At 42.5% G+C, this 26,713-nt stretch carries 24 protein-coding genes and 2 tRNA genes; 16 read left to right on the top strand and 10 right to left on the bottom strand.

The genetic code is table 11. The features are described from left to right. Positions 1-421: 421 nt before the first annotated feature. The 3 genes from idi to narX form a co-directional block, all read right to left on the bottom strand. On the bottom strand, positions 422-943 hold the full coding sequence (gene idi / locus PR799_RS16920) for an isopentenyl-diphosphate Delta-isomerase (protein ID WP_272522955.1): 522 nt from the start codon (positions 941-943) through the stop codon (positions 422-424). Positions 944-1,121: 178 nt separating this feature from the next. Then, a complete protein-coding gene (gene narL, locus PR799_RS16915) occupies positions 1,122-1,760 on the bottom strand; it encodes a two-component system response regulator NarL (RefSeq protein WP_230086564.1) in 639 nt (212 codons plus the stop codon). Positions 1,761-1,830: 70 nt separating this feature from the next. Beyond that, positions 1,831-3,609 (bottom strand): nitrate/nitrite two-component system sensor histidine kinase NarX, encoded by a 1,779-nt coding sequence (gene narX / locus PR799_RS16910; RefSeq protein ID WP_272522950.1) that lies wholly within the window; start codon positions 3,607-3,609, stop codon positions 1,831-1,833. 199 nt (positions 3,610-3,808) lie between these two features. Between narX and PR799_RS16905 the strand changes: the two genes are divergently transcribed. The 5 genes from PR799_RS16905 to PR799_RS16885 all read left to right on the top strand — a co-directional run bounded on the left by PR799_RS16905 (position 3,809) and on the right by PR799_RS16885 (position 9,396). Further along, positions 3,809-4,795: a glycosyltransferase gene (locus PR799_RS16905; RefSeq protein ID WP_154602817.1), complete on the top strand. Its 987-nt coding sequence runs from the start codon at positions 3,809-3,811 to the stop codon at positions 4,793-4,795. A gap of 255 nt (positions 4,796-5,050) precedes the next feature. Beyond that, positions 5,051-5,797 (top strand): helix-turn-helix transcriptional regulator, encoded by a 747-nt coding sequence (locus tag PR799_RS16900; RefSeq protein ID WP_154627265.1) that lies wholly within the window; start codon positions 5,051-5,053, stop codon positions 5,795-5,797. Between the two features lie 348 nt (positions 5,798-6,145). Next, positions 6,146-7,447: an NAD(P)/FAD-dependent oxidoreductase gene (locus PR799_RS16895; RefSeq protein ID WP_036950176.1), complete on the top strand. Its 1,302-nt coding sequence runs from the start codon at positions 6,146-6,148 to the stop codon at positions 7,445-7,447. A 57-nt stretch (positions 7,448-7,504) separates the two neighbouring features. Next, positions 7,505-7,873: a cupin domain-containing protein gene (locus PR799_RS16890; protein ID WP_154627266.1), complete on the top strand. Its 369-nt coding sequence runs from the start codon at positions 7,505-7,507 to the stop codon at positions 7,871-7,873. A 29-nt stretch (positions 7,874-7,902) separates the two neighbouring features. Then, entirely contained in the window at positions 7,903-9,396 is a 1,494-nt protein-coding gene (locus PR799_RS16885) for an aldehyde dehydrogenase family protein (RefSeq protein ID WP_272522942.1), read from the top strand. 63 nt (positions 9,397-9,459) lie between these two features. Here the strand turns inward: PR799_RS16885 and PR799_RS16880 are convergent, their stop codons facing one another. After that, positions 9,460-10,128 carry a helix-turn-helix transcriptional regulator gene (locus tag PR799_RS16880; RefSeq protein ID WP_154627277.1) on the bottom strand — a complete coding sequence of 223 codons (669 nt, stop codon included), beginning with the start codon at positions 10,126-10,128 and terminating at the stop codon, positions 9,460-9,462. A 397-nt stretch (positions 10,129-10,525) separates the two neighbouring features. Here PR799_RS16880 and PR799_RS16875 point away from each other — a divergent pair, with 397 nt between their 5' ends. The 5 genes from PR799_RS16875 to PR799_RS16855 all read left to right on the top strand — a co-directional run bounded on the left by PR799_RS16875 (position 10,526) and on the right by PR799_RS16855 (position 15,361). Further along, on the top strand, positions 10,526-12,019 hold the full coding sequence (locus PR799_RS16875; protein WP_272522939.1) for an APC family permease: 1,494 nt from the start codon (positions 10,526-10,528) through the stop codon (positions 12,017-12,019). Beyond that, positions 11,994-12,599: a DUF3156 family protein gene (locus PR799_RS16870; RefSeq protein WP_272522937.1), complete on the top strand. Its 606-nt coding sequence runs from the start codon at positions 11,994-11,996 to the stop codon at positions 12,597-12,599. The genes PR799_RS16875 and PR799_RS16870 overlap by 26 nt, the downstream gene beginning before the upstream one ends. 196 nt (positions 12,600-12,795) lie before the next feature. Then, positions 12,796-14,235, top strand: a complete 1,440-nt coding sequence (phoA, locus tag PR799_RS16865; RefSeq protein WP_272522935.1) for an alkaline phosphatase — start codon at positions 12,796-12,798, stop codon at positions 14,233-14,235. A 188-nt stretch (positions 14,236-14,423) separates the two neighbouring features. After that, entirely contained in the window at positions 14,424-14,954 is a 531-nt protein-coding gene (locus PR799_RS16860) for a GNAT family N-acetyltransferase (RefSeq protein ID WP_154627269.1), read from the top strand. Between the two features lie 152 nt (positions 14,955-15,106). Further along, positions 15,107-15,361: a DUF1435 family protein gene (locus PR799_RS16855; protein ID WP_154627270.1), complete on the top strand. Its 255-nt coding sequence runs from the start codon at positions 15,107-15,109 to the stop codon at positions 15,359-15,361. 106 nt (positions 15,362-15,467) lie between these two features. Here PR799_RS16855 and PR799_RS16850 read toward each other — a convergent pair. From PR799_RS16850 to rsmC, 3 genes are all read right to left on the bottom strand, one after another. Then, positions 15,468-15,553: transfer RNA gene (locus PR799_RS16850), tRNA-Leu, on the bottom strand. A gap of 209 nt (positions 15,554-15,762) precedes the next feature. Next, positions 15,763-15,848, bottom strand: a tRNA-Leu gene (locus PR799_RS16845). Positions 15,849-16,022: 174 nt separating this feature from the next. After that, positions 16,023-17,036 carry a 16S rRNA (guanine(1207)-N(2))-methyltransferase RsmC gene (rsmC, locus tag PR799_RS16840; protein WP_154627271.1) on the bottom strand — a complete coding sequence of 338 codons (1,014 nt, stop codon included), beginning with the start codon at positions 17,034-17,036 and terminating at the stop codon, positions 16,023-16,025. 134 nt (positions 17,037-17,170) lie between these two features. Between rsmC and PR799_RS16835 the strand changes: the two genes are divergently transcribed. Together PR799_RS16835 and rimI are read left to right on the top strand one after the other, a co-directional pair. Next, positions 17,171-17,581: a DNA polymerase III subunit psi gene (locus PR799_RS16835; RefSeq protein WP_272522932.1), complete on the top strand. Its 411-nt coding sequence runs from the start codon at positions 17,171-17,173 to the stop codon at positions 17,579-17,581. After that, a complete protein-coding gene (rimI, locus tag PR799_RS16830; protein WP_154627273.1) occupies positions 17,550-18,020 on the top strand; it encodes a ribosomal protein S18-alanine N-acetyltransferase in 471 nt (156 codons plus the stop codon). The genes PR799_RS16835 and rimI overlap by 32 nt, the downstream gene beginning before the upstream one ends. A gap of 74 nt (positions 18,021-18,094) precedes the next feature. On the opposite strand, the gene PR799_RS16825 is transcribed toward rimI, so the two are convergent. Then, the gene (locus PR799_RS16825; RefSeq protein ID WP_154637941.1) at positions 18,095-19,657 is read right to left on the bottom strand and encodes a BCCT family transporter; all 1,563 of its coding nucleotides are present in this window, start codon (positions 19,655-19,657) and stop codon (positions 18,095-18,097) included. Positions 19,658-19,948: 291 nt separating this feature from the next. Here PR799_RS16825 and PR799_RS16820 point away from each other — a divergent pair, with 291 nt between their 5' ends. From PR799_RS16820 to PR799_RS16810, 3 genes are read left to right on the top strand one after another with little or no spacing between them, the layout of a single operon-like run. Further along, positions 19,949-21,076, top strand: a complete 1,128-nt coding sequence (locus tag PR799_RS16820; protein WP_272522929.1) for an aromatic ring-hydroxylating oxygenase subunit alpha — start codon at positions 19,949-19,951, stop codon at positions 21,074-21,076. 24 nt (positions 21,077-21,100) lie between these two features. Next, the gene (locus tag PR799_RS16815; RefSeq protein ID WP_272522928.1) at positions 21,101-22,549 is read left to right on the top strand and encodes an NAD-dependent succinate-semialdehyde dehydrogenase; all 1,449 of its coding nucleotides are present in this window, start codon (positions 21,101-21,103) and stop codon (positions 22,547-22,549) included. Positions 22,550-22,566: 17 nt separating this feature from the next. After that, a complete protein-coding gene (locus PR799_RS16810; protein ID WP_272522925.1) occupies positions 22,567-23,520 on the top strand; it encodes a PDR/VanB family oxidoreductase in 954 nt (317 codons plus the stop codon). A gap of 64 nt (positions 23,521-23,584) precedes the next feature. On the opposite strand, the gene PR799_RS16805 is transcribed toward PR799_RS16810, so the two are convergent. Beyond that, positions 23,585-24,490: a helix-turn-helix domain-containing protein gene (locus tag PR799_RS16805; protein WP_272522923.1), complete on the bottom strand. Its 906-nt coding sequence runs from the start codon at positions 24,488-24,490 to the stop codon at positions 23,585-23,587. Further along, positions 24,490-25,434, bottom strand: a complete 945-nt coding sequence (locus PR799_RS16800) for a LysR substrate-binding domain-containing protein (RefSeq protein WP_154627274.1) — start codon at positions 25,432-25,434, stop codon at positions 24,490-24,492. The genes PR799_RS16805 and PR799_RS16800 overlap by 1 nt, the downstream gene beginning before the upstream one ends. A gap of 96 nt (positions 25,435-25,530) precedes the next feature. Here PR799_RS16800 and PR799_RS16795 point away from each other — a divergent pair, with 96 nt between their 5' ends. Beyond that, positions 25,531-26,601, top strand: coding sequence for a tartrate dehydrogenase (locus tag PR799_RS16795; protein ID WP_272522921.1), 1,071 nt, complete (start codon positions 25,531-25,533; stop codon positions 26,599-26,601). The last annotated feature ends 112 nt before the right edge of the window (positions 26,602-26,713 follow it).

Below are 26,713 nucleotides of genomic sequence, written 5' to 3'. Positions count from 1 at the left end.
GTTTGAGGCATGAAAAATAGGCGGTAAAAGGCAATATTGTTATCATCTGAAGCGTGATGATCGAGAAAGTTATCGTCGAATCTCGAAAGCTCCCTGAACTCTACGTTTCTTACTCTTGGAGTATCACCATCTGTGGGGCATCACTGTAGTTATCCAACGAAAAAACGCAATACGACCATCTCAAGGTTAATAACCAAGTCTCACCAATAACATATTATTTCGACAGAAAAATTCCTCGTGTGATGTGGTCACTTAACGTCAGAATAAAGCCTCTGAATCAGATCTAAAATAGACATTAAGATCCTTCCATTGATCTAATTAAGACTAAAAACTATCGATTACAGTCTCTAATTCTTATAAAAAGACTATCTGTAGCAGATAGAAAATGAATGTACGCAGTTGACGTAATATAGAAGAAGGATTAGGAAGAAAAATTCAGTAATGGGTATTTTTCCCAGATTTTTTTGAACCACGGAGTGAATTTTTCAGGGTGAGTACTAATCTCTTGGGCTAAAGTTTCAAGGCTAACCCAGCGGGTAGCACTGACTTCTTCAGGATTAGGAATGACTTGATTATCATAGTACCCCACAAATAGGTGGTCATACTCATGCTCAATTAGCCCACCATTAACATCCGCTTTATAAATAAACTCACCAACATGAGTTAATGAAGTTGAAAAACCGAGTTCTTCCGCTAAGCGACGCAAAGCTGCATCATGGGTATCTTCTTGTGGCCTTGGATGGCTACAGCAGGAATTGGCCCACTGTCCAGCAGAATGATATTTATGAAAGGCGCGTTGTTGAATGAGCAATTCGTTCTTACGATTAAAAATGAAGATAGAAAATGCACGATGCAGGCAGCCTTGCTGATGAGCAAGTAATTTTGGCATGCTACCAATCGGCGTGTCTTGTTCATTAACTAAAATAAGCTGTTCTTCTATCATGGGGTCATCTGTATCAGTAAGAGTCAAAAACAAGCTTATTATAACTGGAAAAAAATGACTTGTAGATTAGAGCTATTAATAGCCTTTGCTAATTTGCAATGGGAGCTTGATAAAGTGCATTCATAGCTAGATGAATCGATCATTTAGCTATGAATGAAGACGGTATGATGAAAAAATATTATTTTTGTTGGAGCACCCAGACAGCAGCTTCGACTCTAGATTTTAGATTTAGTTTTTTAAGCAAATGTTTTACATGTACTTTTACGGTGCTCTCTGCGATATCTAAATTTCGAGCGATCATTTTATTTGATAATCCTTGAGCGATAAGCTCTAAAATGTCAGATTCTCTTGGCGTTAGTGCGGCAGCATCGCTTTCATTTTGTGATTGATTTTCTCTTAATGATTCCGCAAGAACAGAAGTTAATGTTGGGCTAACCACCATTTTTCCACTTGCCGCTTCTTTGAGTGCGATAATGAGTTCTTCAGGTTCCATATCTTTTAGTAAATAACCATCCGCACCTCGCTTAAGCGCACTGATCAAATCGTCACTATAATTCGATACGGTAAAGAGAATAATTCTGCCTGACAGTTCGCGTTTTCTGAGCTCATCTAGGGTTTCAAAACCATTCATTCCAGGCATATTGAGATCTAAAAGGATCAGGTCAGGATCTTGTTCTTCTGCTATCTGAATACCCGTTTTGCCATCACCAGCTTCACCAATAACTTGAAGTGAAGGCTCTAAGCTAATCAGCTGTTTTACACCATTTCGGAGCATTGGGTGATCATCAATAAGTAGGATCGTTGATTTTTCGGTCATTATATTTTTAGTCTCCATGAATGATTTGATCCGGTGTTTTAAATATCAAATGTTCTAAATGTCAGATGTTTTAAATATCAGATAAAGGGAATGTGACTTTCACTTCGGTTCCCCCTTCTGTACGTTGAGTAATGTAACACTCGCCATTTAGGCTAAGTGCTCTTTCTCTCATAATAATGAGGCCATAATGGTTAAGTTTATTTGGATTGTCATCAATACCATTGCCATTATCATCAATTGTAATGGTGACGGTGCCTCTATGTTGGCTTAATGAAACTTTAGCCCAAGTTGCATTGGCATGCTTCAGAATATTACTTAGCGCTTCACGAATAATTTGTATTATGTGGATAGATTGGTGTGGCGAGATACTTTTCGCTGGAATTTCATAATTAAGTTGAATATTAAAGCCAATACGCCCGCTAAATTCACCTAAAGTACTTTTGAGTGAAGGTAATAGACCTGATTCAGTGAGTTTCAAGCGGAAAGTCGTCAATAATTCCCGTAACTGACTGTATGCAGTATTAATTTCTGTACGCATCTCATTGAGTAAATGTAGAGTTGTTTCTGGTAATGGTTCTGGTTGCATTTGCAGATAGCTAATTTGCATTTTTAAACATGAGAGTGATTGCGCGATAGAGTCATGAAGCTCTCTGGCAATCGCGGCACGTTCATCCATAATCAGCAGCTGTTGTTGTTGCTCTATCTGTTGCTCCATGGTGAGCATACCTGAAATCTGCTTCGCGAGCATAAGAACCAATCTATTTTTTTCATCAGAAAATGGTTGTTTTTGCTCAATTTCACCGATAATCACACCATATCGGTGCATATTATCAGAGAGATCCCACTGTAACGTTTGATATTCTTTTGCTGAATTATTGTTTAATGGATGCTGATTAGTAGAAGATAGCTTTGCTTTATCTATTTCGAGATTGGTCGTGGCATAAGAGATTTCATGGAAATATTGTTCATTGCTATCTTCATATAATTTGAGTCGCAAGTTTTCTAACTGTGTAATGTTTTTCAGCTCCGCGAGAACTTTTTGTAATCTTGAATAAAGTGTTTCCGATGAGTGTAATATTTGATTTGATTGATAAAGATATGACAAAACACGGTTTTTAGCGAGTAAGTCTGCGGTCTTTTCTGCTACACGTTCTTCGAGTTGGTGGTAACTTTGCGCCAACTCATCAGACATATGATTGAGGGTTTCACCTAGGGCATTGAGCTCATCTTGCTTATTATTTTTCATGGGATAGCGCTGAGTAAAATCTTTACGCCCAATGGCATTAACCATAGAAAGCAGCTTCATCCATGGGTAATAAATTTTTCGTCTCAAATGCCAGATTGTCCCCATCAACAGCAAAAAGACTAAGCTAATAAAAATCAACTGAGTCATCGCAACGTAAGCGATTTTTTTCTCAGTTTTATCATCAATGTTATGAACTAACTCATTGAGCATGTTAACAAAAGTAATGACTTCATAGCGAGCATCATCAGGCGAAGATGCCTTAGTGAGTGCGGGTCTTAAAGTATTCAGCCAAAATTCATGTATTTTATTAAATTCAGGTGTGAGATTTTCAATTTTAACCACTTGGGTGAGCTCGGGGCTGAGTAAGTCTTTCTCTAACTCATCAAGGTAATTTTGGTTATGTTGGTTTATGGGCGTTAAAGAAAGTAGGCGGTAACTTTGCATACGCAAGGAGCCTGATGTGTTAATGGCATGCGCGTTGCCTTGTACACTGATGATCATGCGGTTGGAAATCGTCATACCGATAATGCCCAAAACAGCAATAAGCAGCATTAACCCAATAACCTGGTTGATAATTGAGAAGCGACGATTGAGTGGCGGCATGATTCCTCTTCCTAAACGTGTTTATTATCCTGAATGACATTATTTTTTATGATGTCATTTTGGAGTATACCTATTTTGACCATGAGTATTGAATTGAATTTATTTACTTTCGCGAAGATCCCGCATTATTAATGAATAAAAACATAAAATACGGTATTTTAAGGGCAATAATAATCAATTGATTAGCATAAGGTTAAACATGTCCCTTCAGCCTGTATTGAGTATCGTTGTTGCTGTTTATAACGGCGAAAAGTTTTTACCCCATTTTTTTGACAGCTTAATTGCTCAAAAGCTCGAAAACTGGGAACTGATCGTTGTGAACGATGGTTCAAAAGATGATAGCGAATCCGTGATCCGTCAATACGAAGATAAGTTTGAGAATTTCAAAGTACTCACTCAGGAAAATGGTGGTGTTTCCGTTGCGCGTAATACCGGAATGGCTGTCGCAACAGGGAAATACATCACTTTCCCTGATATTGATGATGAAATTGATGCCAGAATGTATGGTCGCTTATTAGAGATTGCCTTAGCGGGTGATCTGGACGTAGCTACGTGTAATGGTACTTATGTTTACACTAATGGAGATGCTCCGAAGGCTATTTTCCCACCGAATAAAGTGCCTTCTACTGGCGTGATTACGGGGCCTCAATGGCTACAAATTGGCTTGAGCTCCCGTAAATTTCTCCATGTAACATGGCTGAATCTGTATCGTTTGTCATTAATTCGAGAACATAATTTTACCTTTGAGCCTAGATTGCACCACCAAGATATTCCTTGGACGACAGAAATGCTGCTGGTTGCCAAACGCGTGCAGTTTATCAATGAACAATATTATGAATATCTGATCCATAACCAATCTGTTTCTCACTCTTTAACCGGAGATGAGCGCTCAGTACGTAAGATCAATACCTACCTGAAGATCTTGGATATGTTGATGGATATCTATAAACGTCATCCTGAGGAAGTGAAACAAGCACCGGCCTGCTTATGGCAGGTGGGGAAAGAAGGTTTAGGGGTTGTTTTAGCGCTCTTAGCCATTAAGTCACCAGAAACGCAAAAGCAGATGGTTCAGCTGTTTTTTGATAAAGGTTACTGGGATATTGTTTGGAAGCATGCCACAACGCTGAAATTAAAATGGCGTTTGATCCGTCGTTACAGCAAATTGAAAGCCATTATCAATAAATAGTTTTCTAGCAGCCTTTCGGGGCTGCTTTTTTTACCAATCTTCCACTTTCCCTATCTTCTACTTCGCCCCACATCCCTTCAAATTATTAAATAATTGATAAAATATTATTAATTATCATGGCGTATAATGTGAGTTAATTAACATATTAATAACAAAAAAATTGAGCTTCCTCCCAGAATATGGTCTTTATAGGGTCATAGTTCACCTGAATATACATGGTGATAAATTATTAATAAGTTAATGAGTGAGGGCTGAATGGATCATTATCTGCATAAATTACCTGACCTTATTGACTCCGTGGCAACTAACCAGTTTTACCCCAATTTGTTGTCATGGCTGTCCTCTTTTGTGGCTTTTGATAACGCTATTATCTATGCCTTCGAAAAAGAAGGCGCACCGCGCTTTTTGTCAAAAGTTGAAAAGCGTAATAGCGACAGTATCAATCGCATTTATCAGCGTGGCGCTTATCTGATGGATCCTTTCTATCAAGAGCTACAAAAAGGCGGCAGCTCGAAGGTGCTAACATTGAAAGAAGTTGCACCAAAAGGATTTTATCATACGGATTATTATCTTAATTTTTATCGGAAGACGGGTTGGTGTGATGAGGCGGGGCTGCTGCTGGAGCTATCAGCCGATAAACAATTAGGTATTTTCTTTGGTAATGAAGATCAGCCTTTTCTTTCAGATGAAAGTAAGCAGAAATCATTAAAAGAAGCCTTTGATATTATTCGAAGTATTGCTCGGTTACATAAGGAAGTGGTACCGAATTCAGTCTCTAGCCATTACCGCAATACGGACTTACAAACTTGCTTTGGTTTGACGCCAAGAGAGTGTGAGGTCGTTGAATTAATTTTGGAAGGTAAAGGTTCCCCGCAAATTGCCGAAGCGCTGTTTATTAGCTTAGGCACCGTCAAAAATCACCGTAAGAATATCTATCAAAAATTAGAGATCAACTCTCAAGTTGAATTGTTTAATTTGTTAATGACTCCAATAAAACAGTAATTGAGTGGGGTTAGTTTATTTCTGGTATATATCAGATAGTTAAACTGGGTCGTTAAAATAAGTTTTATTTTTCAATTAATTACAATTTACTCTCAGTAGTAAAACACTCCTTGTTTTCTTTCTTTATCAGAATATGTAATATTTTCTATTAATATAATAATAAATATTTATCTTTTTGAATTTAAACATAAAAGATTTAAATTGATTTAATTTTGTTTATAAGTAAATATTGTATCCACGTCACAAATGTTAACTTTATGTTTCGAATATCCCTAAAGGGCTATGTAACTGTTAATGATTGGTTAAGATAATCAAGGTTATTGCAAGATACTATATAAGGTATCCATTATGAATAACCAAGTAGAATCATTAACTTATTACTCAGCAACCAAAAAATATGACTTGCGTTTTCCAACCTTGAAAGAAGACATTGATGTGGATGTCGTGATCATTGGGGGGGGATTCTCAGGGATTAATACAGCATTGGAATTGTGTGAAAAGGGCATTACCAACATTGCTATCTTGGAAGGTCGTCATCTTGGTTATGGCGGCACAGGGCGCAATGGTGGGCAAGTGATGGCTGGTATTGGTCATGACCTAGACGCGATTAAAAAGCATGTTGGTTCTGAAGGTTTAGAAACGATTTTTAAACTGAGCAACATGGGCGCGGGGATCATGCGTGACCGTATTGCCAAATACAATATTGATGCGGATTTTTGCCATGGTTACGCCTATTTAGGTAGCAATAAGCGCCAAGAGAAAACCCTGCGCAGTTGGCTGGCGGATTTTAAGGCCGTCGCGCCAGATGAAGAAATTGAATTTTATACAGGTTCAGATTTAAAACAGATCATCGGATCTGACGCTTATACATGTGGGATCAAACACATGGGCGGCGGGCATGTTCACTCACTTAACCTGTTACTGGGGGAAGCGAAAGCAGTGAGTGAATATGGCGCAAAAATTTTTGAAAACAGCCAAGTATTAAATGTTGAGTATGGCGATACGGTAACGGTTCGTACCGCGATGGGCTCCGTAAAAGCGAAAAAAATGTTGTGGGCGTGTGATGGTTTCTTGAATGGTCTTGAGCCAACGTTATACCCAAAAACAATTAACACCTATGCCTATCAGTTAATGACAGAAGAGCTTTCTGATGAGCTGATTGAACGCATTAGCCCAATTCGTGGGGCATACAGCGATATTCGCCCAGTCATCGATTACTATCGTGTGACCAATGAAAATCGCCTGCTATTTGGTAGCTCGACGTACTTTTTAGAATACATTCCATCTGACTTGAAAGAGTGGAACCGTAAATTGATGCTGAATGTTTTCCCATACCTGAAAGACGTCAAAATCGAGCTGGCATGGGGTGGCCCAATGGCGTGCAGTGCCAATCTGTTCCCGCAAATTGGCACGATCCCAGGTCATAAAAACGTGTTCTACGTGCAAGGCTACTCGGGCTTTGGTGTTACACCGAGCCAGATCGTGTGCAAGGTGCTTGCTGAGGGGATGGTTGAAGGCTCCAGCCGCTATGACCTGATGAGTTCGATTCCTCATGCTGACATCATGGGGAAAGACAGCATGCGCAATGCCATTGTGTCACTTGCCAAGTGTTGGCATCAGTTATCAGGATATTGGCAAGGTCGTCGCTAAGTTTTCCTAAATTTAATGTCCATTTTTGATTTTATTACATAATAGAAGGTAAGAAAGATGATCAGCCCATTACTGTTAAACAAAGCACTTCCTGAATTACTGAACATTGGTAGCGTAAGCAATTTAGGTTCTGTGGTTGTTGAAGGCGACCCACAAGCCAGCGTGGCGATGATCCACGGCGAGCCAACAGATAATCTGACTTGCGGTATTTTTGCGTGTACAACAGGCAAATTTAAGATGGTTTACCCATTTGATGAAATGGCAACTGTCCATGAAGGTTCGGTGAAATTAACCGACGTGAAAACAGGTGTCACCGTGGAATACCACAAAGGCGACACTTGGTTTGCAGCTAAAGGCACTGAAGTGCTATGGGAAATCAGCGCACCACGTTTTGTAAAACACTATTTAGCCTGCGTGAATGCGTAATTCGATAAATTAACGAGGTGGAGATAACGATGAGTGAGTTAACCCTGTTACCAGAAGTGAGAGAATTCTTGAACCGTCAACACGGTCATTTTATTAATGGATTGCCTGTTTCTGGCAAGGGAGATGCTTATTTTGAAGTCGTGAATCCAGCCACCGAGCAAGTGATTGCGAAAGTGAAAGAAGGGACTCGTGAAGAAGTTGATGCAGCGATGAATGCGGCATATGCCGCATTTAAAGGCTCATGGGCAAATACCACACCGATGGAACGAGGCAACTGTTTGAATCGTTTAGCGGATTTGCTCGAAAAACACTTAGAAGAATTAGCGCAATTAGAAACCTTAAGTTCTGGGAAAACCATTCAGTTATCACGTTTTCTGGAAGTGGGATCAGCGGCGCAGTTTTTACGTTATTTTGCGGGCTGGGCAACCAAAATTAGCGGTGAAACCCTGAATGTTTCTTTGCCATCATTTAATGGCGAAAAATACTCGGCATTTACCCAGCGTGAGCCTGTCGGGGTGGTTGCAGGGATTATTCCATGGAACTTCTCCATTATGATTTCCATTTGGAAATTAGCCGCCGCATTGACATGTGGCTGCACGATTGTACTGAAGCCAAGTGAGTTTACCCCTCTGACCATGCTACGCGTGGCTGAACTCGCTAAAGAAGCGGGTATTCCCGATGGCGTGATTAACATCGTTAATGGTGGCGGTCGCGAAGTGGGACCTGCTTTAATCAGCCATGAACTTTGTTCGAAAGTGACCTTTACAGGCTCTGTTCCGACTGGATTGGCGGTAGGGCGCTCTGCAATGGAAGGTAAACTGACTCGCGTCACATTAGAATTGGGCGGTAAAAATGGTGCGGCATTCTTAGCGGATTTATCCGTGGATAAGATTGTGAGCGGCATCATTGAAGCAGGTTATTTAAACCAAGGGCAAATCTGCGCAGCCGCAGAGCGTTTCTATATTCCAGCTAAATTGATGGATGCGGTTCTGGATGCGCTAAAAGCGCGTTTATCGGCGATGAAGATTGGTTCGCCATTGGATGAAACCACAGAAATGGGTCCATTAGCCAATAAAGCCCATTACGATAAGATCTTAAGCCTATTTGAAAAAGCACGCCAAGATGGTAGCGAAATTGTCTATGGCGGGCAGCCAATTGCTGGAGCGGGTTACTTTGTACCGCCTACGATTATTCGCGCAAATGGTCCAGATGATGTGTTAATGAAAGAAGAGACATTTGGTCCTATCGGTACCTTCTTAGCTTATGATGATGAAGAAGAGCTGATTACGATGATGAATAGCACGCCGTTTGGCTTGGCTGCGAGTGTGTGGACAAATGATCTCAGCAAAGCAATGCGTATGGTTTCACAAATTGAAGCCGGTACCGTTTGGGTGAATATGCACACCTTCCTTGACCCAGCAGTACCTTTCGGTGGTATTAAATCTTCAGGAATTGGTCGTGAATTTGGTAGTGCATTTATTGAACATTACACTGAATTAAAGTCCGTCATGGTGCGTTATTAGAGCGTTAGTGGTTTTGTTTTTTCTGTAAAGCAACAGTTTTCCCGGTCAATGTGCCGGGATTTTTTATAGAATTTTATCTTGGCGGAGAATAAATCCGGAGGAAACTAACTCTGTCCGGTTGCTCACATTGGCTTTGGTAAAAATATTGCGTAGATGGGTTTTCACGGTGGAAAGCGAAACGCCCAATAGCAGCGCAATACGTTTATTACTGGCGCCTTCTCGCACTAAGTGAATGATTTCCTGCTCTTTCGGGGTATAGGAAACCAGTGAATCGGGGCGTACATCGAACGTCATAAGCTCCGCAATCGGTAAGATTGCATTGAGCCTCATCACTTCTTGGGGGGTAAATGGCGTATCTCGTAGCACCGAAATGCCCGCCACAATCTTATTTTTACGGCGAATAAAAATCTCGGCCATATCCGCGATATGGTTCGGTTGCATAAAATCATGGAAGAAGGTTTGATCGTGCTGACGCATTTCCACCGGCATCTTCACTAAACGGAGATCTTCCCCGCGAAAATGGTCGGGATGTAAGGGATCGTGCTGGGAAAAGGCCGAGAGATACTCTTCATGCATACGCGCGGAAATCCCATACAGGACATGGTTTTCTGGCTGCCAGTGTTCATTCACCAGATAATAAACCGCCGCAGAAATCGGAATGATATGGGCAATTGTATTTAGGCAGCAGTCGATTAAGCCCTGTTGACTCTCACTAAATAGCGGTTGAACCATCATCATACCCCATCAAAATATACAGTTTACTATCATGCAATTTAATTCAGTTAACATAAAGTAAACATGTTAATAACGTGAGCTTGATTACACTATTCAAAACTTGTTTTTTATCGCTTAGAGGTAGTTGGCTGCCTTTGGGTATCTTTCGCAGTGTATTTGTTAATATATTAATGAGGTGATTTTTAACTAACCATTGATATTTAAATGATTATTATATTACTTGAGTTTTTAAAGGGTACTTTTCGTCTTGGGCTCTGCGCGCGCCCCTCTCTCTGGGTATCGTTCTAAAGGACGATGGCGACATGTTTGTGCTTATTTCTATAGTGAGAATGCAGTCACTTCGTTTTTACAAAAAATTCACAATTCGGGCTGTGAGCAGAGAGAGGGAAGCAAAATGAATTTATCCTCAAAATTAACATCACATATTGAAAAAGGTAAGGTCGGCTTTCCAACCACGCTCGCCAGTTCGGTTGGCGTGATTATGGCAAGCCCTGTGATCCTCACTGTAACCAGTGGTTTTGGGATCGGCGGTGATACTTTTGCCTTAGCTGTTTTACTGAGCTTTATCATGATGCAGGCTCAATTAACCACATTCTCTGAAGCGGCGGCAATTTTACCAACCTCCGGTTCTGTTTACGACTATATCTCCTGCGGTATGGGTCGTTTTTGGGCGATTACAGGGGCGCTGTCTGCCTATCTAATTGTTCACGTTTTTGCTGGCACCGCAGAGACCATTCTGTCCGGTATTATGGCGTTAGTGAACTTTGAAAGCCTGAATACAGTGCTGGAAACCAACAACTCCTCTTGGATGGTGGGTGTTGGTTTAGTCGTGGCATTCGGCTTACTGAATGCATTTGGTATCGAAGCTTTTGGTAAGGTGGAAGTGGTGCTCACTTTTGCAATGTGGAGCACGCTAGTGATTTTCAGTATTTGCGGGCTGCTGATGCCATTTCACGTTTCCGCAGAAGGCTGGTTTGGTCAAGGGCTGAATATTTCTGACCCGACCGTTGTTCTTAGCTTTGTGGGAATGGCGATGTTTATGTTTGTCGGCTGTGAATTAGTGACACCGATGGCGCCTGAAATTAAAAATTCAGCCAAAGTGATCCCGCGTGCGATGGCGATTGGTTTATGTGGCGTAGCATTCTGTATGTTCTTGTTTGGTGCAGCACTGACTAACCAAGTCGAAAACGTGATTGTCGATCCACAAAATGGTGTGAGTCTATTAGAAACGCCAATGGCCATTCCTGCGTTTGCTGGGCAAATCATGGGTGACTTCGGTAAATACTGGATTGGGATTGCATTATTGCTGGCGGGTGGGGCGACCATCAACACCTTAATGGCAGCAGTTCCGCGTATTCTTTACGGTATGGCGTTAGATGGTGCATTACCAAAGGTATTCGCTTATTTACACCCTCGCTTTAAAACGCCTGTGTTCGGTATTTTAGTGGCGGTGATGATCCCATGTTTGCACGCATTTGCTATCCAAGGGGATTTAGACCGTATTATTTCACTGGTTCTGGCGGCGGTGTGTTCGTGGGGAACGGCGTACTTATTAGTGACGATTTCTGTGGTGCTATTGCGTATTCGTCGACCTGATTTACATCGTGCTTATCGCTCACCATTCTTCCCTATCCCACAAATTATTTCGAGTGTGGGGATCATCCTAGCGATTGTTTACATCACGCCGCCGGGCATGAATAAAGCGGATGTGTATATCCCATTTGCCATTATGTTGGGATTAACCGCGAGTTATGCATTAGGTTGGACCGTGTTAGTGCAGAGAGTGAATCCATTTAAACCTGTTCCGGTTGAACAAGTATTATCCAACTCATTTGAAGATGACAATGCAGAGGAGGTGGAACTTGAGCCTTTACGTAACCTTGCCTAAGTCATCATGGTGGAAAAAGTTAACCCAAAAGCGCCTCCCGACAGGGTATCAAGCGGGGTTAACGTTAAATCGGATAGAGAAAGATATCGCCCCTTATATTTGTGAATGGGGGGCACCTGGAGTGCTCCTCATCCAATTGCCTCAAGGCATTAAAGTGGAAGTGACTGAGCGTGTAAAAACCTTGTTTATGGCGTTTATTGTGCATAGCCGTTTTGCAGTTTCCGGTAAATGTGATAGTGCGCTGATGGCACAGATTGATGTGAAAACCGCAGGATCTGCGCGGAAAAAACACGTTCAGTTCACGACACAACAAACGGATGGGAAACTTTTGGTCGAAAGTTTGGAGCAGTACCCTGTGATCCGCCAAACTTTCGAAGAGCTAGACTTCACTCATTGTCATATTGCTGTCAAAAATGGGGTTTGGCGGTGTGAAATTGAGCCTTATACCGCATCGGAAATGGTTAGTCGGATCCCTGCTGCTAGGCGTTATTTACGTTTGACTGAGCAGCAGCGTCATCGCTTGTTAAGTGCATTACAGCTGATTTCTCAGCTCATGAACCAACAGGCTTCTCAGCCATAATTTTTCTCCTCGATAACGCTCAGATTGGGCGTTTCGCATTTAGGGTTGTCATGCTAATGGTATCTATGTTTATGACAATCATCTTTATATCGACATAAAACCGTCATTCAACTGTCATCTGGCTGCTCTAGCATGCTGGTCAACTATTCGAAGCATACTTATTTACTCTTCTTATTGATTGGCAAGGATAAAACTTATGACAGGTCATTTTATAAAATCGATGTTAGCCGTCGCCGTAAGTACGTTAATTCTAGGAACTGCAATCCCAACTTATGCCGCGGATAAAAATGATGCAGTTTCAGAAAGTCGAGCTGCAAAAGGGGATATCACTAAATTTGGTGGTGCTCGCCGTTTATCGACTGAACAGACGGATATCATGAAAGCAGCACTGCATAATGGTCAAGCAAAGAACGTTATTTTATTTATCGGTGATGGTATGGGTGATTCTGAAATTACTGTCGCACGTAACTATGCAGAAGGCGCTGGCGGTTTCTTTAAAGGAATCGATGCACTGCCAATCACTGGGCAATACACCCATTACGCATTAGACAAGAAAACACAAAAACCAGACTATGTCACTGATTCTGCGGCATCTGCAACGGCATGGTCTTCCGGTGTGAAAACCTATAACGGCGCTTTAGGGATTGATGTGTTTGGTAACGACCATGACACATTGATTGAAATTGCAAAACGTAATGGTAAAGCAACGGGCAACGTGACGACATCTGAAATCCAAGATGCAACGCCAGCGGCTCAGTTTTCTCACGTGACGGGGCGTAAATGTTACGGCCCAGAAGAAACCAGCGAAAAATGTGCAACGAATGCATTAGAAAATGGCGGTCGTGGTTCTATCTCTGAACAGCTAATGATCACCCGCGCCGATGTCACATTAGGTGGTGGTGCGAAAAGCTTTAAGCAGGAAGCTAAAGCGGGTGATTACAAAGGGAAAACCTTGGAAAAACAAGCGGAAGAGCGTGGATTCACTATCGTTCGTGATGCTAAGTCACTCGATGCAATCAAAGAAGCTAACCAAGATAAGCCAGTGTTAGGCCTGTTCCATGATGGCAACATGACCGTGGCGTGGGAAGGTCCAAAAGCCACTTATCACGGCAACTTAAATAATGCAGCTTTAGAGTGTAAACCGAATTCTAAGTTAGACCCGAATGCACCGACATTAGCGCAAATGACGGAAAAAGCGATTGATTTACTGAAAGTAAATCCGAATGGCTTCTTCTTACAGGTTGAAAGCGCATCTATCGATAAACAGGATCATAAAGCGAACCCATGTGGCCAAATCGGCGAGACTGTCTCGCTGGATCAAGCGGTACAAGTTGGCTTAGATTTCGCTAAGAAGCACGGTGATACGCTGGTTATCGTGACGGCTGACCACTCTCATTCAAGTCAAATTATTCCAGACGGAACTAAGTCATCAGGCTTAACTCAAGCGCTGATCACAAAAGACGGTACCGTGATGACCGTGAACTACGGTAACTCTGAAGAAGAAGATTCACAGGAGCATACAGGTGCTCAGCTACGTGTTGCAGCTTATGGTCCACATGCCGCGAACGTGATGGGTCTGACCGACCAAACCGATTTGTTCTTTACCATGCGCGATGCGATGGGATTGAAGCAATAAACCAACCCCTGTAGTTAAAAGTTCTCTGTGGCAGGATGCTGCAGAGAACTTTTTTGTTTATAAAGTCCAATAAATCCTCATTAAGTTTCCTTCTTTATGCCCTGATTTCTTTTTTATTGTGTAGCCTGTATGCTCGCTATCTATCCGATTTATATAGCCTTTATATAAGTATTAAGAGAACAATAAAAATGAGAATAACACGTGAACTCACGCGGGATGAGATCCCAAATGTGTGGTTGATTGATAGAACTGAATTGATTGAACATCTTTATCTTCACCAGCAGGGTACATTAGTGTTATCTGCCCAGCGGTTTGATATGAAAGGTTGGCCTGAAGGTGAAACGGATGCTTATACACCGTATTTACTTGCTAGCTATGATAACGGGGCTGTTTTCTTTGGGGTTTTTGATGAAGATAGCCTAATCGCCGCAGCCAGTTTAGATAATGTATGGCGCGGGGAAAAGTTAGATTTGCTACAACTTTCTTTCCTTCATGTTAGTCACCAATATCGTGGTGAAGGGCTGGGCGGCCAGCTTTTCAAACTTTGTCAGCAGAGGGCGTTGGAGAAAGGCGCGGGTGGGTTGTATATTTCTGCAACCCCTTCCGAAAATACGGTGCATTTTTATCAATATATGGGTTGTGAACTGCTCGAAAAGCCAGATCCTGAACTGTTTGCGCTAGAGCCTGAAGATATTCACTTTGTTTGTATTTTTGAGTGATATTTTCACCGTGGGGAGATATTTTTCCCCACAAAAATTTGATTGATTTTTATAGAAACGCAGATATTATTGATAATCATTATCATCTTTAGCAAAATTATAGGCTAATTAAGAGTTAGCCAAAAACTCGTTAGCTATAAATGGGAGGCGTTATGGGAACTAGCGTATCAAAAGCAACAGGGTTGCGGCGTATTGGTGCTGGTTTGTGGGGCGTCTTCGCGGTGGTGTTACTGAGTATTATGTATTTGCTGAGCAATATGGGGTTTGATCCACTGAAAGTGGCGATGATCACATTGATGATTGCGACGGCAGGCATGCTGTTTAATCGAGGTTCACGGCGTTTACTCATTATTCCAGCGGTGATGTCTTTAGCGTGTTTTTTACTGATTTTTATTATGCGAAGCTAAGATTATCTAAGCGATATCTAGGTTAGGAATATTGCGTGAATGGCTATTGAGAATTGAATATCTGAAGATTGAATTTTTGAAGATTAAGGCTACGAATCATTAACAGTGGTGCGAAAGGGGGGACTTGAACCCCCACGTCCATAGGACACTAACACCTGAAGCTAGCGCGTCTACCAATTCCGCCACCCTCGCAAATACTGTCAAAATTCTTTCTATTGATACTTGTCTACATCATGCTCAACGCATAGATAATTGAAATTATGATATGAGCTTTCTTACTCAAAAGAATTTCAATTAGACAAAGGCGACAAACGCCGCTATTCCGTTGAGCATAGATAACTATGTGATACGGATAGCGAAGAGCAGTCAACGCATAGATAATTGAAATTATGAAGAGGAAGTGGTGCGAAAGGGGGGACTTGAACCCCCACGTCCATAGGACACTAACACCTGAAGCTAGCGCGTCTACCAATTCCGCCACCCTCGCAATACTAACTCTTTTGCATAATTGCTCATGCATCAATAGTACGCTGCGGATTTTAGGCTAATTTGAGCAGACGTCAATAAATTTTTATCGGCGTAATTTTGTTTGATGAAAAAACGGCCAACTTATAAAGTTGACCGTTAGAAACAAAATCGACAATGAGATAATTTCGTTGTTTTAGCGCTTAATGGCTTCGTAAACTTTGAATTTACCTGTCTTAGCCAGAACCACATGGCCGCCAAACGCTTTATCCAGCAGATCAGGATATGGTAAAAACGCATTCGCTACGATCCGTAAGCGTCCGCCTTTTTTCAGGTGCTTAGGTGCTTGGAAAATCAGTGTTTCTACCGCGTTATAACTGGTGTTGATCCCATCATGGAACGGTGGATTCGAAATGATCCAATCAAATTTATCATCAACATCGGAATAGACGTCGCTTGGGATCACTTTACCGGTGAGGTTGTTGGCTGCTAATGTTGCTGTAGCGGAATCAATCGCGGATGCGCTGACATCACTCAGAGTTAAGGTGACATCTGGATTTTGTGAGCCGATAACCGCAGCGAGTACGCCGTTACCACAAGCCAGATCAAGCACATTACCGCTCATTGGCTCAGTCAATGTGGAAAGCAGTAAATCACTGCCGATATCTAACTCGTTATGGCTGAATACACCTGGAAGCGCATGAATTTTCACGTTATCAACCTGATAGTTACGCCACCAGCGTTTAATATCAAATTCGGTTGGTTGCTCGAGTTCACCATAATAGAGTCCACAGCGGCGTGCGGAGTCAATTTTTTGCAGTGTCGCAATCCCTTCCATTATCGCGTCGGCACTTTTTACGCCGCTGCGATTTTCGCCGACGATAAAAATTTGGCTGCCAGCAGCAAGATGGGTACATAAGTCATCAAGTTGGAACGCGGCTTCTTGTTTGTTCTTAGACCAAAAGTAAATTAAGGTGTCGCAAGGTTTAACGAATTCCGCAGTTGCTGTTGAAGAAAACAGAACATTTTCACCCAATGCCGGCTGTAAGTTTTTCCAGCGATGGTACTGGTTAGTGAGCACGCGCACGCTGGCGGCTTCTAAAATTGCGCCCAGTTCATCCTGAATATCGCCTGCCAAAAGAACATGACGATCGGTAAAGTGCTCTAAATGGCGTTGAATAACTTCGCTGGCGGGTGTCAGTAATGACATATTCTGTCTATCTCCTAAAATGAATATAACCACGCGGACTACCTTACCAGAAAAAAGATAAATAGCATTGCTCTGTTGGCGCTATTAATCCCCTTTGATAAGATGTGGTTGTTAACTAACGACTGGGTAAAGCAATGACACGACGTGACAGACTTTTAGAACAAATGGGGATCACTCAATGGATGGTGAGAAATCCGGCTGTGTTACGTGGTGAACGTGGTGTACGCATTCCTGAGTCGACTAAGCTTATTATTATCACTGATGAGAACCTTGATTTAAACAGCCAGCTGCTAAAAGATATTTTTCTCACAATGAAGATCGATGAGATTGACGTTGTATGCATTAATTCCGATCAGCTCAAACTCATTCCAACACCAATAACAATACCTTGTTGGGTGATAGGGGATGGCATTCATCCCGAAGGTTCAAAAGTCACATTTATTTCTCCTGTTTTGTCTGAACTGATAGCAAGCAGCAATGCTAAACAGGCACTATGGAAACAAATTTATCAATATGATGAAAATTTCAACACTCAAACAATCTGATCTCGCTACAGCCTTCTTAATTGAAAAGTTAAGCCATGATTTTCCGTGGACTGAGCGAGTTTTTTATGGAAACCAAGGTGAAAAGTACCATAATCTAAAAATATCAGTTAATAATCAAATTGTTGGGTATGCAATAACTCAGTATGTATTAGATGAAGCTACGCTGTTTAACATTGCCATTCATCCTGATTTTCAAGGGCGTGGTTATGGGCGTATGTTATTGGAAAGATTAATTAACGACCTTGTTAATCGAGGAATTTCAACGCTATGGCTGGAAGTGCGAGAATCGAACACCTCTGCCATTCATCTGTATGACAAACTCGGTTTTCAACAGGCTACTGTGCGTAAAGATTATTATCCAACGAAAACAGGCCGAGAAGATGCGTTAGTACTGGCATTAACCTTGTTCAGTGAAGATATGTTTAGTCAAAAAGCGTAATACATTTTTCTAAAGAAAAACCACGGTAGCCCTGAAGCCACCGTGGTTTTTTATAACCTTCACGAGCCTATCATTTACGATTTCTCTGTTTCCGTGAAGATAGGTTTTCTCAAGCGCCCAACTTTTTCTTTCAGGCTCCTTTTGACTTTGGTCGTTGCTTTGACTTCTTCATTCAGACCTTTATAGGTTGAGTAGCACATAATCAACATTAACACCGAAAGTGGGATTGCGGTGGCGACAAGTGCGGACTGTAAACCAGTGAGTCCTCCCGTCATGATAAGCACGATAGCAATCGCCGCAATGACCACTCCCCAGATAGTTTTGGTCACATGGCTTGGATTTGGATTACCATTCTCACTGACCATACCTAAGACGAATACCGCTGAGTTTGCTGATGTAATAAAGAACACCATCACCAAGACCATGGCTAAGATACTGATTAACGTTGGTGCTGGGAAATAATCTAAGAATTTAAACAGTGCAGACGTGACATCGGTTTTGACTGCATCCGCTAAGGCTACTTCACCGAGATTTTGGATGATATGGATGGCTGAGCCGCCCATCACCGCAAACCAAGCAAATGAACCTAACACCGGAATAAATACGGCACCAATCATAAACTCTTTGATTGTACGACCTTTGGAAATACGCGCAACGAAGCTACCCACTAATGGCGCCCATGCAATCCACCAGCCGAAATAAAACAGTGTCCAGTTAGCAATCCACGAACCATCATTATAAGGCTCAGTACGAAATGACATGCTGACGAAATTTTGCATGTAATCCCCGATACCTTGGAACAGTACTTTCAAGATAGTTTGTGTTGGGCCGGCAAACAGAATAAACCCCATTAATGCGAAGGCAAGCAACATGTTGAGGTTCGAAAGGTGCTTAATGGCGCCCTGTAATCCTGAAATGGTCGAGGCGATATAAATAACAGTCACAACGGCAATAATCGCGATTTGAATATAAATACTAACAGGCAAATCCCACAGATAATGCATTCCGCTGTTGACTTGTAACGTACCAAACCCGAGGGATGTAGCGATACCAATCACTATGGATAACACGACCAGTACATCCACCCATTTTCCAATTGACCCTTTGATACGATCGCCAATTAATGGATAAAACACGGAACTTAATGAAGAGGGCAATTTTTTTCTGAACTGGAAAAAGGCTAAAGAAACTCCGACTAAGGCATAGCAAGCCCAAGCCGAAACGCCCCAATGCAGGTAGACATATTGCATCGCTGTTTTTGCGGATTGCTCCGTCATTCCTGGTCCCATTGGCGGGCTAATATAGTAAGAAACGGGTTCGGCGACGCCCCAGAATACCAAGCTGATCCCAATCGATGCGCTAAACAGCATACCGACCCAAGTGGCCGTGTTGTATTCCGGTTTGTCATTATCATCGCCTAAGCGAATATGACCAAACTTCGAAAATCCCAGGTACATACAGAAGCTAAAAAAAATGAAAACGGCGCCGAGAATAAACCAACCTAAGTTGTTATAGATAAAGCTCAGGGCCGAGTGTGAAAATGTTTCCAGTTTGTCGGGAATAAAAGCCCCTAAGCCTATAAGGATCAGGCTAAAGGCGAGGGATACGTAAAATACAGACCTTTTATGATTCATCATACCTCTTCTCCAGTTGCTCACTTCTTTATTATCGCTTTTGTTGAGTCGTTATTTTGCAGGTGATGCTTACTTTGGGTTTACAGAGGATAGCCATGCAAAGATTGCTCAGTCAACAATTAATTAACCAAGTATTAACATTGAAATTATTAAATTACGATGCAAGGTATTGAATTAAATTATAAATAATTTTATTTGTAAAACCTGTTGAGATTTTGTTTGATCATTATTGCGATCTTCGTTAACATCCGCCTAAAAGATGTTAACTATAAGTTTACAAGTGAGAGGGCAATTATGAGCAATGCAGCTAAAGTCATTTCGATTAATGATCACCTTGATATAGATAATGCATGGACTATCCCTGCACGTTATTACACATCCGAAGACATTTTTGATTTTGAAAAAGAAAAAATCTTTGCTAACTCATGGGTTTGTGTTGGTCATGTGAGTGAAGTAAAAGAAAAAAATGCTTATATTACTCGCCAATTAATTGGTGAAAGCCTTGTGATTGTTCGTGGTCGTGATGATGTTTTGCGCGGATTTTATAACGTTTGTCCGCATCGTGGTCATCAGTTGATTAGCGGTGATGGCGGGAAAATGAAAAACGTGATTACCTGCCCTTATCATGCTTGGGCATTCAAGTTGGATGGGCAGTTGGCACATGCAACTAACTGCGAAAATGTGAATAACTTTGAAGCGAATGCGATGTCATTAAGTTCTTTCCATGTGACTGAACACGCAGGCTTTATCTATGTAAACCTGACGGACGGTGTGCCTCAACCAATTGAAGAGCAGCTACCCGGTTTAGCCGAAAAAATGGAAGAAGCGTGCTCGGTTATCAATGACCTGAAATTAGCAGCGCGTTTTGTTAGCCATACTCCGGCTAACTGGAAAACCATCGTTGATAACTACATTGAATGCTATCACTGCCCGACTAACCACGTTAGCTTTGCCAGTTCTGTGGATGTGAATGTGTATGAGCATCTGCTTAAAGATAATTGGACGGTACAAATCGGTAAAGCCAAGCCCTCTGAATCCTCTTATCAGTTCGATGAGTCAGTATTAGACCCGCGCTTCTTTGGTTTTTGGATTTGGCCAAGCACCATGTTTAATATGCCTCCTGGCGGCGATTTTATGACCGTGATTTATGAATTCCCGGTGAATGCGGGCGAGACATTGCAGCATTACGATATCTATTTCTTGAATGAAGAACTGACGGAATATCAGAAAAATTTAGTGGAATGGTACCGCACGGTATTCCGCCCTGAAGATTTGCGTTTGGTGGAGAGTGTACAAAAAGGCCTGCGTTCCCGTGGGTATCGTGGTCAAGGACGCATTATGGCCGATAGACAACGTAGTGGGATCAGCGAGCACGGTGTTGCCCACTTCCACAAAATTGTGGCTGGCGCTCACACAGAATAATCGCAAGGGATGGGAGACGTGACGATGAACAGGTTAAAACATGCTGTGCTATTTCGCCAAGCCTGCTATATCAATGGTTGCTGGGTAGAAACGGAGAACAAAATTCCCGTGACCAATCCGGCGTCTCAAACAGTGCTGGGGACAATCCCCAGCCTAACAGCGACACAGGTTGATGAAGCCATTGAGCAAGCTCATACCGCGATGGCGGGATGGAGCCAATTAACCGCGAAAGCGCGCTCAATTATTTTGCGCCGTTGGTTTGAATTGATTGAGGAAAATATTGATGATCTTGGGTTGCTGATGACCCTTGAGCAAGGTAAGCCGCTGCATGAAGCAAAAGGCGAAATTCGTTATGCAGCCTCTTTTATTGAGTGGTTTGCAGAGGAAGGTAAGCGTGTTTATGGGGAAACGATTCCACAAATCGTTGGAACAAATCGCCTTTCTACGATCAAGCAACCCATTGGCGTGTGCAGCGCGATTACGCCTTGGAATTTCCCTGCAGCGATGATCACGCGTAAAGCGGCGCCGGCACTTGCAGCAGGGTGCAGTATCATCATCAAGCCGGCCACCGAAACACCCTTTACCGCATTAGCATTGGCTCAACTTGCTGATGAAGCGGGGATCCCTGCGGGTATTTTTAATGTGGTCACCGGGGAATCTCGTATTCTGGGGGAAAGACTGACCAAACATCCACTGATCAGTAAGTTTTCTTTTACGGGCTCCACCCAAGTGGGGCGTGTATTAGCGGAGCAGTGCGCATCGACTATCAAGAAAACGTCGCTTGAATTAGGCGGAAACGCACCATTTATTGTTTTTGACGATGCGGATATTGATAAAGCAGTCACTAGCGCTATTCAAGCCAAATTCCGCAATGGTGGGCAAACTTGTGTCTGCGTTAACCGTTTTTATCTTCATGATGCCATTTTTGATGAATTCGAACGCAAGTTTGTAGCGCAAGTTGCCAAGTTAAAAGTCGGCAATGGTGTGGATGCCGGGGTCGATATTGGGCCGATGATCACCACGAAGGCGATTGATGGAATGAATCAACTTCTTGAGGATGCTCTTGCTAAAGGCGCACGCCGAGTGGCATTAGGTTCTGAAATTGAGGAGTACGGTCACTTTATCAACCCGAAAGTGCTGGTGGATGCCGATGATTCAATGGATATCGTTCATGAAGAGATCTTTGGCCCTATAGCGACATTAATTCGATTTAGTGATGAAGATGAAGTGCTTCGCCGTGCCAATAACACTATTTATGGTTTAGCCGCTTATTTCTTTTCTCGGGATGTAAACCGTATTTACCGAGTGGCTGAAAAGCTGCAAAGCGGCATGGTAGGGATCAATACCGGTTTGATTTCTAACGAAGTGGCTCCGTTTGGTGGGGTTAAACAGTCGGGGTTAGGTAAAGAAGGCTCCCATTATGGTATCGATGATTATTTAAGCATCAAATATCTGTGCCTTGATATCGCGTAACGGAAAAAGGAACTGTGATGAGCCAACAAAAAATAGCGGTGAATGTTAGCCGAATTGAACAGGTCAGCCCAACCATTAAAATGTTTGAATTCGTGGCGCAAGAAGGGCAACTTAGCCCGTTTAGCGCGGGGAGCCATGTCACGGTTCACATGGATGAACAAGCTGGACTACAACGAGCTTATTCATTAATAAGCGACCCTCAGCAGTGCGATCGTTACTGTATCTCTGTTTTGCGTGACCAGAACTCGAAAGGGGGTTCTGTTTTCATGCACGATAACATTGCGCAGGGGGATGCACTCTATTTATCCCCTGCGCAAAATTTTTTCGCATTAGCGCAAGAGCAGGACAGCAAACATATTTTGATCGCAGGAGGGATTGGGATCACGCCATTTTTATCCTACTTGTATGAGCTTGAGCACTCAGGAATGGATTTTGAGCTTCATTACGGGTTCAGTGATAAAGCGACGGCGGCGTTTGTTGATGAATTGCAGGCGCGTATTGGTGCTCGTTTATTCACCTATGATAAATCCCAAGGCCAACGGATGTCCGTTACCACATTAATTCAATCCCAACCTAAAAATAGCCATGTGTATGTATGCGGCCCTGAAAGACTGATTAATGAAGCCATTGAACAGGGCAATCAACACCTTGGCAGCGCACAAGTGCATTTTGAAAATTTTGGCGAAGTGGCGAGTGAGGGAGACTCTTTTGAAGTGCATTTTCAGCGTTCAGGATTCAGTATACAGGTTGCGGAAGACCAATCTATTTTGCAGGTTATCGAAGCGGATAAGCGCATAAAAGTGGAATGCATGTGCCGCAATGGCGTTTGTGGAACCTGTGAAACGGCAATTTTGGAAGGGGAAGCGGACCATCGCGATTTGTATCTGGACGATGATGAGAAAGCGGAGCAAAAAACCATGATGCTGTGTGTGTCTCGGGCGAAAGGAAAACGGCTGGTGTTAGATTTATAATCACGATTTCTTAGGTTTATCGCCGCGAAACCCCCAGCTTAATCACTGGGGTTTTTACTGTTATTTATGATGGTTTTAATTCAAACATTAAGAAGGATTGATGCTCATCATTAAGATGATGATAGGCGGTGATCTGCTTGTCCTGAAACACAATTTGCCCACGGCCTGTTTGGATAACATCGTCGAGCCACGTTTTATGATTAATGGCTAATTGATAAAGAAGGCGCTGTAAGGCTAAATAATCAATATCTGTTGATTGGCTTTTAAGATTGCTGGCGAGGATTTCTCCGGCTGTATCGGTAAAGGCAACTAAGTGCTGGAAGTGAGTCAGTAGCACATCAAAGTAGCACTTGATTTTTCGCAGACGTAACTCATTGTTTTTACGCTCAGTATTATCCAAGCTGATCCCAACTAATTTTGTGACTTTGCCGTTAGGGCCTTTGACGCCAGCAGCTCTGGATGTGATCCAACGGTAGTCACCTTCCCAGTTGATTTTAAAATCCATCTCATGGGCGCCACCTTCTTTAATAATTTTGGAGTAACCATTGACCAGCTTATCTTTGGATGTCGGATCCATTAACGCCCAGAAATCTTCGTTGGTGGTAATTTTTATGCCATACACCGCTTCAACGTTATCGGAATAATTCAGCTCACCAGTCAATAAATCCCATTCCCAAGTGACGATCTCCGCCGATTCTTGTAAATGCACTTCATTGATATTGCGCGTGCCGCCTACTCCAGATAGCGAATGTTGGGATTGCGTGTATTCACCATACTTGAGCCAAATCTTATCGACATCGAGTAAATCAGCCAGCTTATTGAGATTATCTTCGTCAATCATGCCGCCTTTTGTCCACTTATTGACAGCAGTACGGGAAACGCCAAGTTGTTCCCCAACTTTTAACTGGCTCATTTTTTTCTGTTTCAATAGCTTGAGTAAGCGCTCTTTAAAAGTCTCTGGTTCGGTCATTAATGGGCATCCAATTGGTTATATTCATCCCCAAAGATGGGTGGTAAATGGGTGGCGAGATACTTTTCAAGATTTTCAATGAAAACTCTAAGACTAGCACTATTACGTAAACTACGTGAATAAACAGCAAAAACATCAGCACCTTGATGCCATTGCGGTAGAACGCGCACTAGTTTTCCTGACTGAAGTTCAGGGAGTACACTCCAAAGTGAACGTAATAAAATCCCTTCACCGCTGAGGCACCATTGTTTGGCGACTTCGCCGTTATTGACCATTAATTTACTGTTCGGCGTGATGGTCATGCTTTCTTGTTGGTGCTCTAATTTCCAGATTGCGGGAGCTTGATTGCGCTCTTTGATGGCAATACACAAGTGTTTTTGTTCAAGTTCTTGGGGTAAAGAAGGCTGCCCATATTTTTGAATATACGCGGGAGAGGCGCAAAGCACTCGGCTATTGCGGGCTAACCGGCGTGCAATAAATTGCTCGGAAATGGTGCCGCCAATACAGATATCCAAATCGATATTTTCACTGATGATATCGACAGAACGATCTGTTAGTGTCAGATCAATACCCAAAAGCGGATAATCAGCACGTAATGCTAGAATAAAGGGATTCAGGTAGGTGCTACCAAAGCCTGTACTGCAACTGATGCGCAGTTCTCCGCGGATCTCTTCGCGACAAGCTTGTAACTCTCCCTGCATACGCTCCAATTCTTCCAGTAACAACTCACTACTACGCAGAACAATTTTCCCTTCTGGCGTCAATTGAATGGCGCGAGCATTACGGAAAAACAGCGTTTGCCCTAAGTTTTCTTCCAGTAACTTAATGCGTTTCGATATATATGCTGGAGATACTAATAGTTGTTCAGCCGCTTGGGAGAAGCTCATCAATCGGGCGACCGTGACAAATACACGGATATCTTCAAGCAAAGGTAGCTTGTTCATAGTTTGTAAACCTAGGGATTACAGTTCATGCCTATACTTTATCACAGCAAGCCATAAACTGGAGAACATGCATAGATAATAATAAGGGCGTTGAAAATGGCACAATTCAATATAGCAGTCATTCCGGGTGATGGAATCGGAACGGAAGTGATCCCTGAAGGATTACGTGTTTTAGAGGCAGCAGCACAAAAGCACGGTGTAAAGCTTAACTTTACACACTTTGACTGGTCGTGTGAAACCTATCACCGTACAGGGCGTATGATGCCTGAAGATGGTTTAGAACAACTGAAAAAATTTGATGCTATTTTCTTAGGTGCCGTTGGGTTCCCTGGAGTTCCAGACCATATTTCCTTATGGGGTTTATTACTACCAATTCGCCGTGCTTTTAATCAATATGTGAATCTGCGTCCGGTCCGTTTATTTGAAGGGATTAAATGCCCGCTGGCGGATAAAAAACCGGGTGATATTGATTTTTATGTAGTGCGTGAAAACGTAGAGGGCGAATATTCTGCAATTGGTGGAATTCAGTATGAAGGGACGGAAGATGAAATGGTGTCCCAGCAAAGTATTTTTACCCGCAAAGGGACTGACCGAATTTTAAAATATGCTTTCGAACTTGCCCGTTCTCGCGATAAAAAACATTTAAGTTCAGCCACGAAATCCAATGGATTATTTCACTCAATGCCGTATTGGGATAGCCGTGTGGCTGAAATGGCAAAACAGTATCCGGATGTGAAAGTTGACCAATTCCACATTGATATTTTTGCAGCTAACTTAGTGAGGATGCCGGAGTTTTATGATGTGATTGTGGGCTCAAACTTATTTGGGGATATTTTGTCAGACCTTGGACCCGCATGTACGGGGACGATTGCGATTGCACCGTCCGCGAATATCAACCCTGAAAAACAGTTCCCATCGATGTTTGAACCTGTGCATGGTTCCGCACCAGATATTGCTGGGAAAAATATTGCCAACCCAATAGGGACTATCTGGGCGGCAGCGATGATGATGCAGCATCTCGGTTGCCAAGAAATGCACGATACGATTATGTCAGCGGTTGAAACGGCGATTCGAGAACGTCGTCACTTGACTCGCGATATGGGCGGAAACGCCAGCACACAAGAATTGGGGCTGGAAATTGCTCAGTTAGTGGCTGCGTCGGTGTAAGTTTATTGGGCTCCATCCTGTGGGTGGAGCGCCTAACATTTCAGGCTCTGATTGTTTATAACCCCAAGATCTGCGAAAATAACCGCCAATTACGATTAACAATACGGATTTG

The organism is Providencia sp. PROV202 (assembly GCF_028479565.1).
Taxonomy (GTDB): Bacteria; Pseudomonadota; Gammaproteobacteria; order Enterobacterales; family Enterobacteriaceae; genus Providencia; species Providencia zhijiangensis.
This window is presented reverse-complemented; position numbering and strand designations above follow the sequence as displayed.

What these genes read in the sequence shown, in the direction of transcription:
- rimI (WP_154627273.1), top strand. Translation starts at nt 17,550, where the DNA reads ATGATGAAAATTTCAACACTCAAACAATCTGATCTCGCTACAGCCTTC.
- PR799_RS16835 (WP_272522932.1), top strand. Translation starts at nt 17,171, where the DNA reads ATGACACGACGTGACAGACTTTTAGAACAAATGGGGATCACTCAATGG.
- PR799_RS16810 (WP_272522925.1), top strand. Translation starts at nt 22,567, where the DNA reads ATGAGCCAACAAAAAATAGCGGTGAATGTTAGCCGAATTGAACAGGTC.
- PR799_RS16880 (WP_154627277.1), bottom strand. Translation starts at nt 10,128, where the DNA reads ATGGTTCAACCGCTATTTAGTGAGAGTCAACAGGGCTTAATCGACTGC.
- PR799_RS16820 (WP_272522929.1), top strand. Translation starts at nt 19,949, where the DNA reads ATGAGCAATGCAGCTAAAGTCATTTCGATTAATGATCACCTTGATATA.
- narL (WP_230086564.1), bottom strand. Translation starts at nt 1,760, where the DNA reads ATGACCGAAAAATCAACGATCCTACTTATTGATGATCACCCAATGCTC.
- PR799_RS16855 (WP_154627270.1), top strand. Translation starts at nt 15,107, where the DNA reads ATGGGAACTAGCGTATCAAAAGCAACAGGGTTGCGGCGTATTGGTGCT.
- PR799_RS16900 (WP_154627265.1), top strand. Translation starts at nt 5,051, where the DNA reads ATGGATCATTATCTGCATAAATTACCTGACCTTATTGACTCCGTGGCA.
- PR799_RS16805 (WP_272522923.1), bottom strand. Translation starts at nt 24,490, where the DNA reads ATGACCGAACCAGAGACTTTTAAAGAGCGCTTACTCAAGCTATTGAAA.
- PR799_RS16885 (WP_272522942.1), top strand. Translation starts at nt 7,903, where the DNA reads ATGAGTGAGTTAACCCTGTTACCAGAAGTGAGAGAATTCTTGAACCGT.
- PR799_RS16875 (WP_272522939.1), top strand. Translation starts at nt 10,526, where the DNA reads ATGAATTTATCCTCAAAATTAACATCACATATTGAAAAAGGTAAGGTC.
- narX (WP_272522950.1), bottom strand. Translation starts at nt 3,609, where the DNA reads ATGCCGCCACTCAATCGTCGCTTCTCAATTATCAACCAGGTTATTGGG.
- PR799_RS16895 (WP_036950176.1), top strand. Translation starts at nt 6,146, where the DNA reads ATGAATAACCAAGTAGAATCATTAACTTATTACTCAGCAACCAAAAAA.
- PR799_RS16860 (WP_154627269.1), top strand. Translation starts at nt 14,424, where the DNA reads ATGAGAATAACACGTGAACTCACGCGGGATGAGATCCCAAATGTGTGG.
- PR799_RS16815 (WP_272522928.1), top strand. Translation starts at nt 21,101, where the DNA reads ATGAACAGGTTAAAACATGCTGTGCTATTTCGCCAAGCCTGCTATATC.
- PR799_RS16825 (WP_154637941.1), bottom strand. Translation starts at nt 19,657, where the DNA reads ATGATGAATCATAAAAGGTCTGTATTTTACGTATCCCTCGCCTTTAGC.
- phoA (WP_272522935.1), top strand. Translation starts at nt 12,796, where the DNA reads ATGACAGGTCATTTTATAAAATCGATGTTAGCCGTCGCCGTAAGTACG.
- idi (WP_272522955.1), bottom strand. Translation starts at nt 943, where the DNA reads ATGATAGAAGAACAGCTTATTTTAGTTAATGAACAAGACACGCCGATT.
- PR799_RS16795 (WP_272522921.1), top strand. Translation starts at nt 25,531, where the DNA reads ATGGCACAATTCAATATAGCAGTCATTCCGGGTGATGGAATCGGAACG.
- PR799_RS16890 (WP_154627266.1), top strand. Translation starts at nt 7,505, where the DNA reads ATGATCAGCCCATTACTGTTAAACAAAGCACTTCCTGAATTACTGAAC.
- PR799_RS16905 (WP_154602817.1), top strand. Translation starts at nt 3,809, where the DNA reads ATGTCCCTTCAGCCTGTATTGAGTATCGTTGTTGCTGTTTATAACGGC.
- PR799_RS16800 (WP_154627274.1), bottom strand. Translation starts at nt 25,434, where the DNA reads ATGAACAAGCTACCTTTGCTTGAAGATATCCGTGTATTTGTCACGGTC.
- rsmC (WP_154627271.1), bottom strand. Translation starts at nt 17,036, where the DNA reads ATGTCATTACTGACACCCGCCAGCGAAGTTATTCAACGCCATTTAGAG.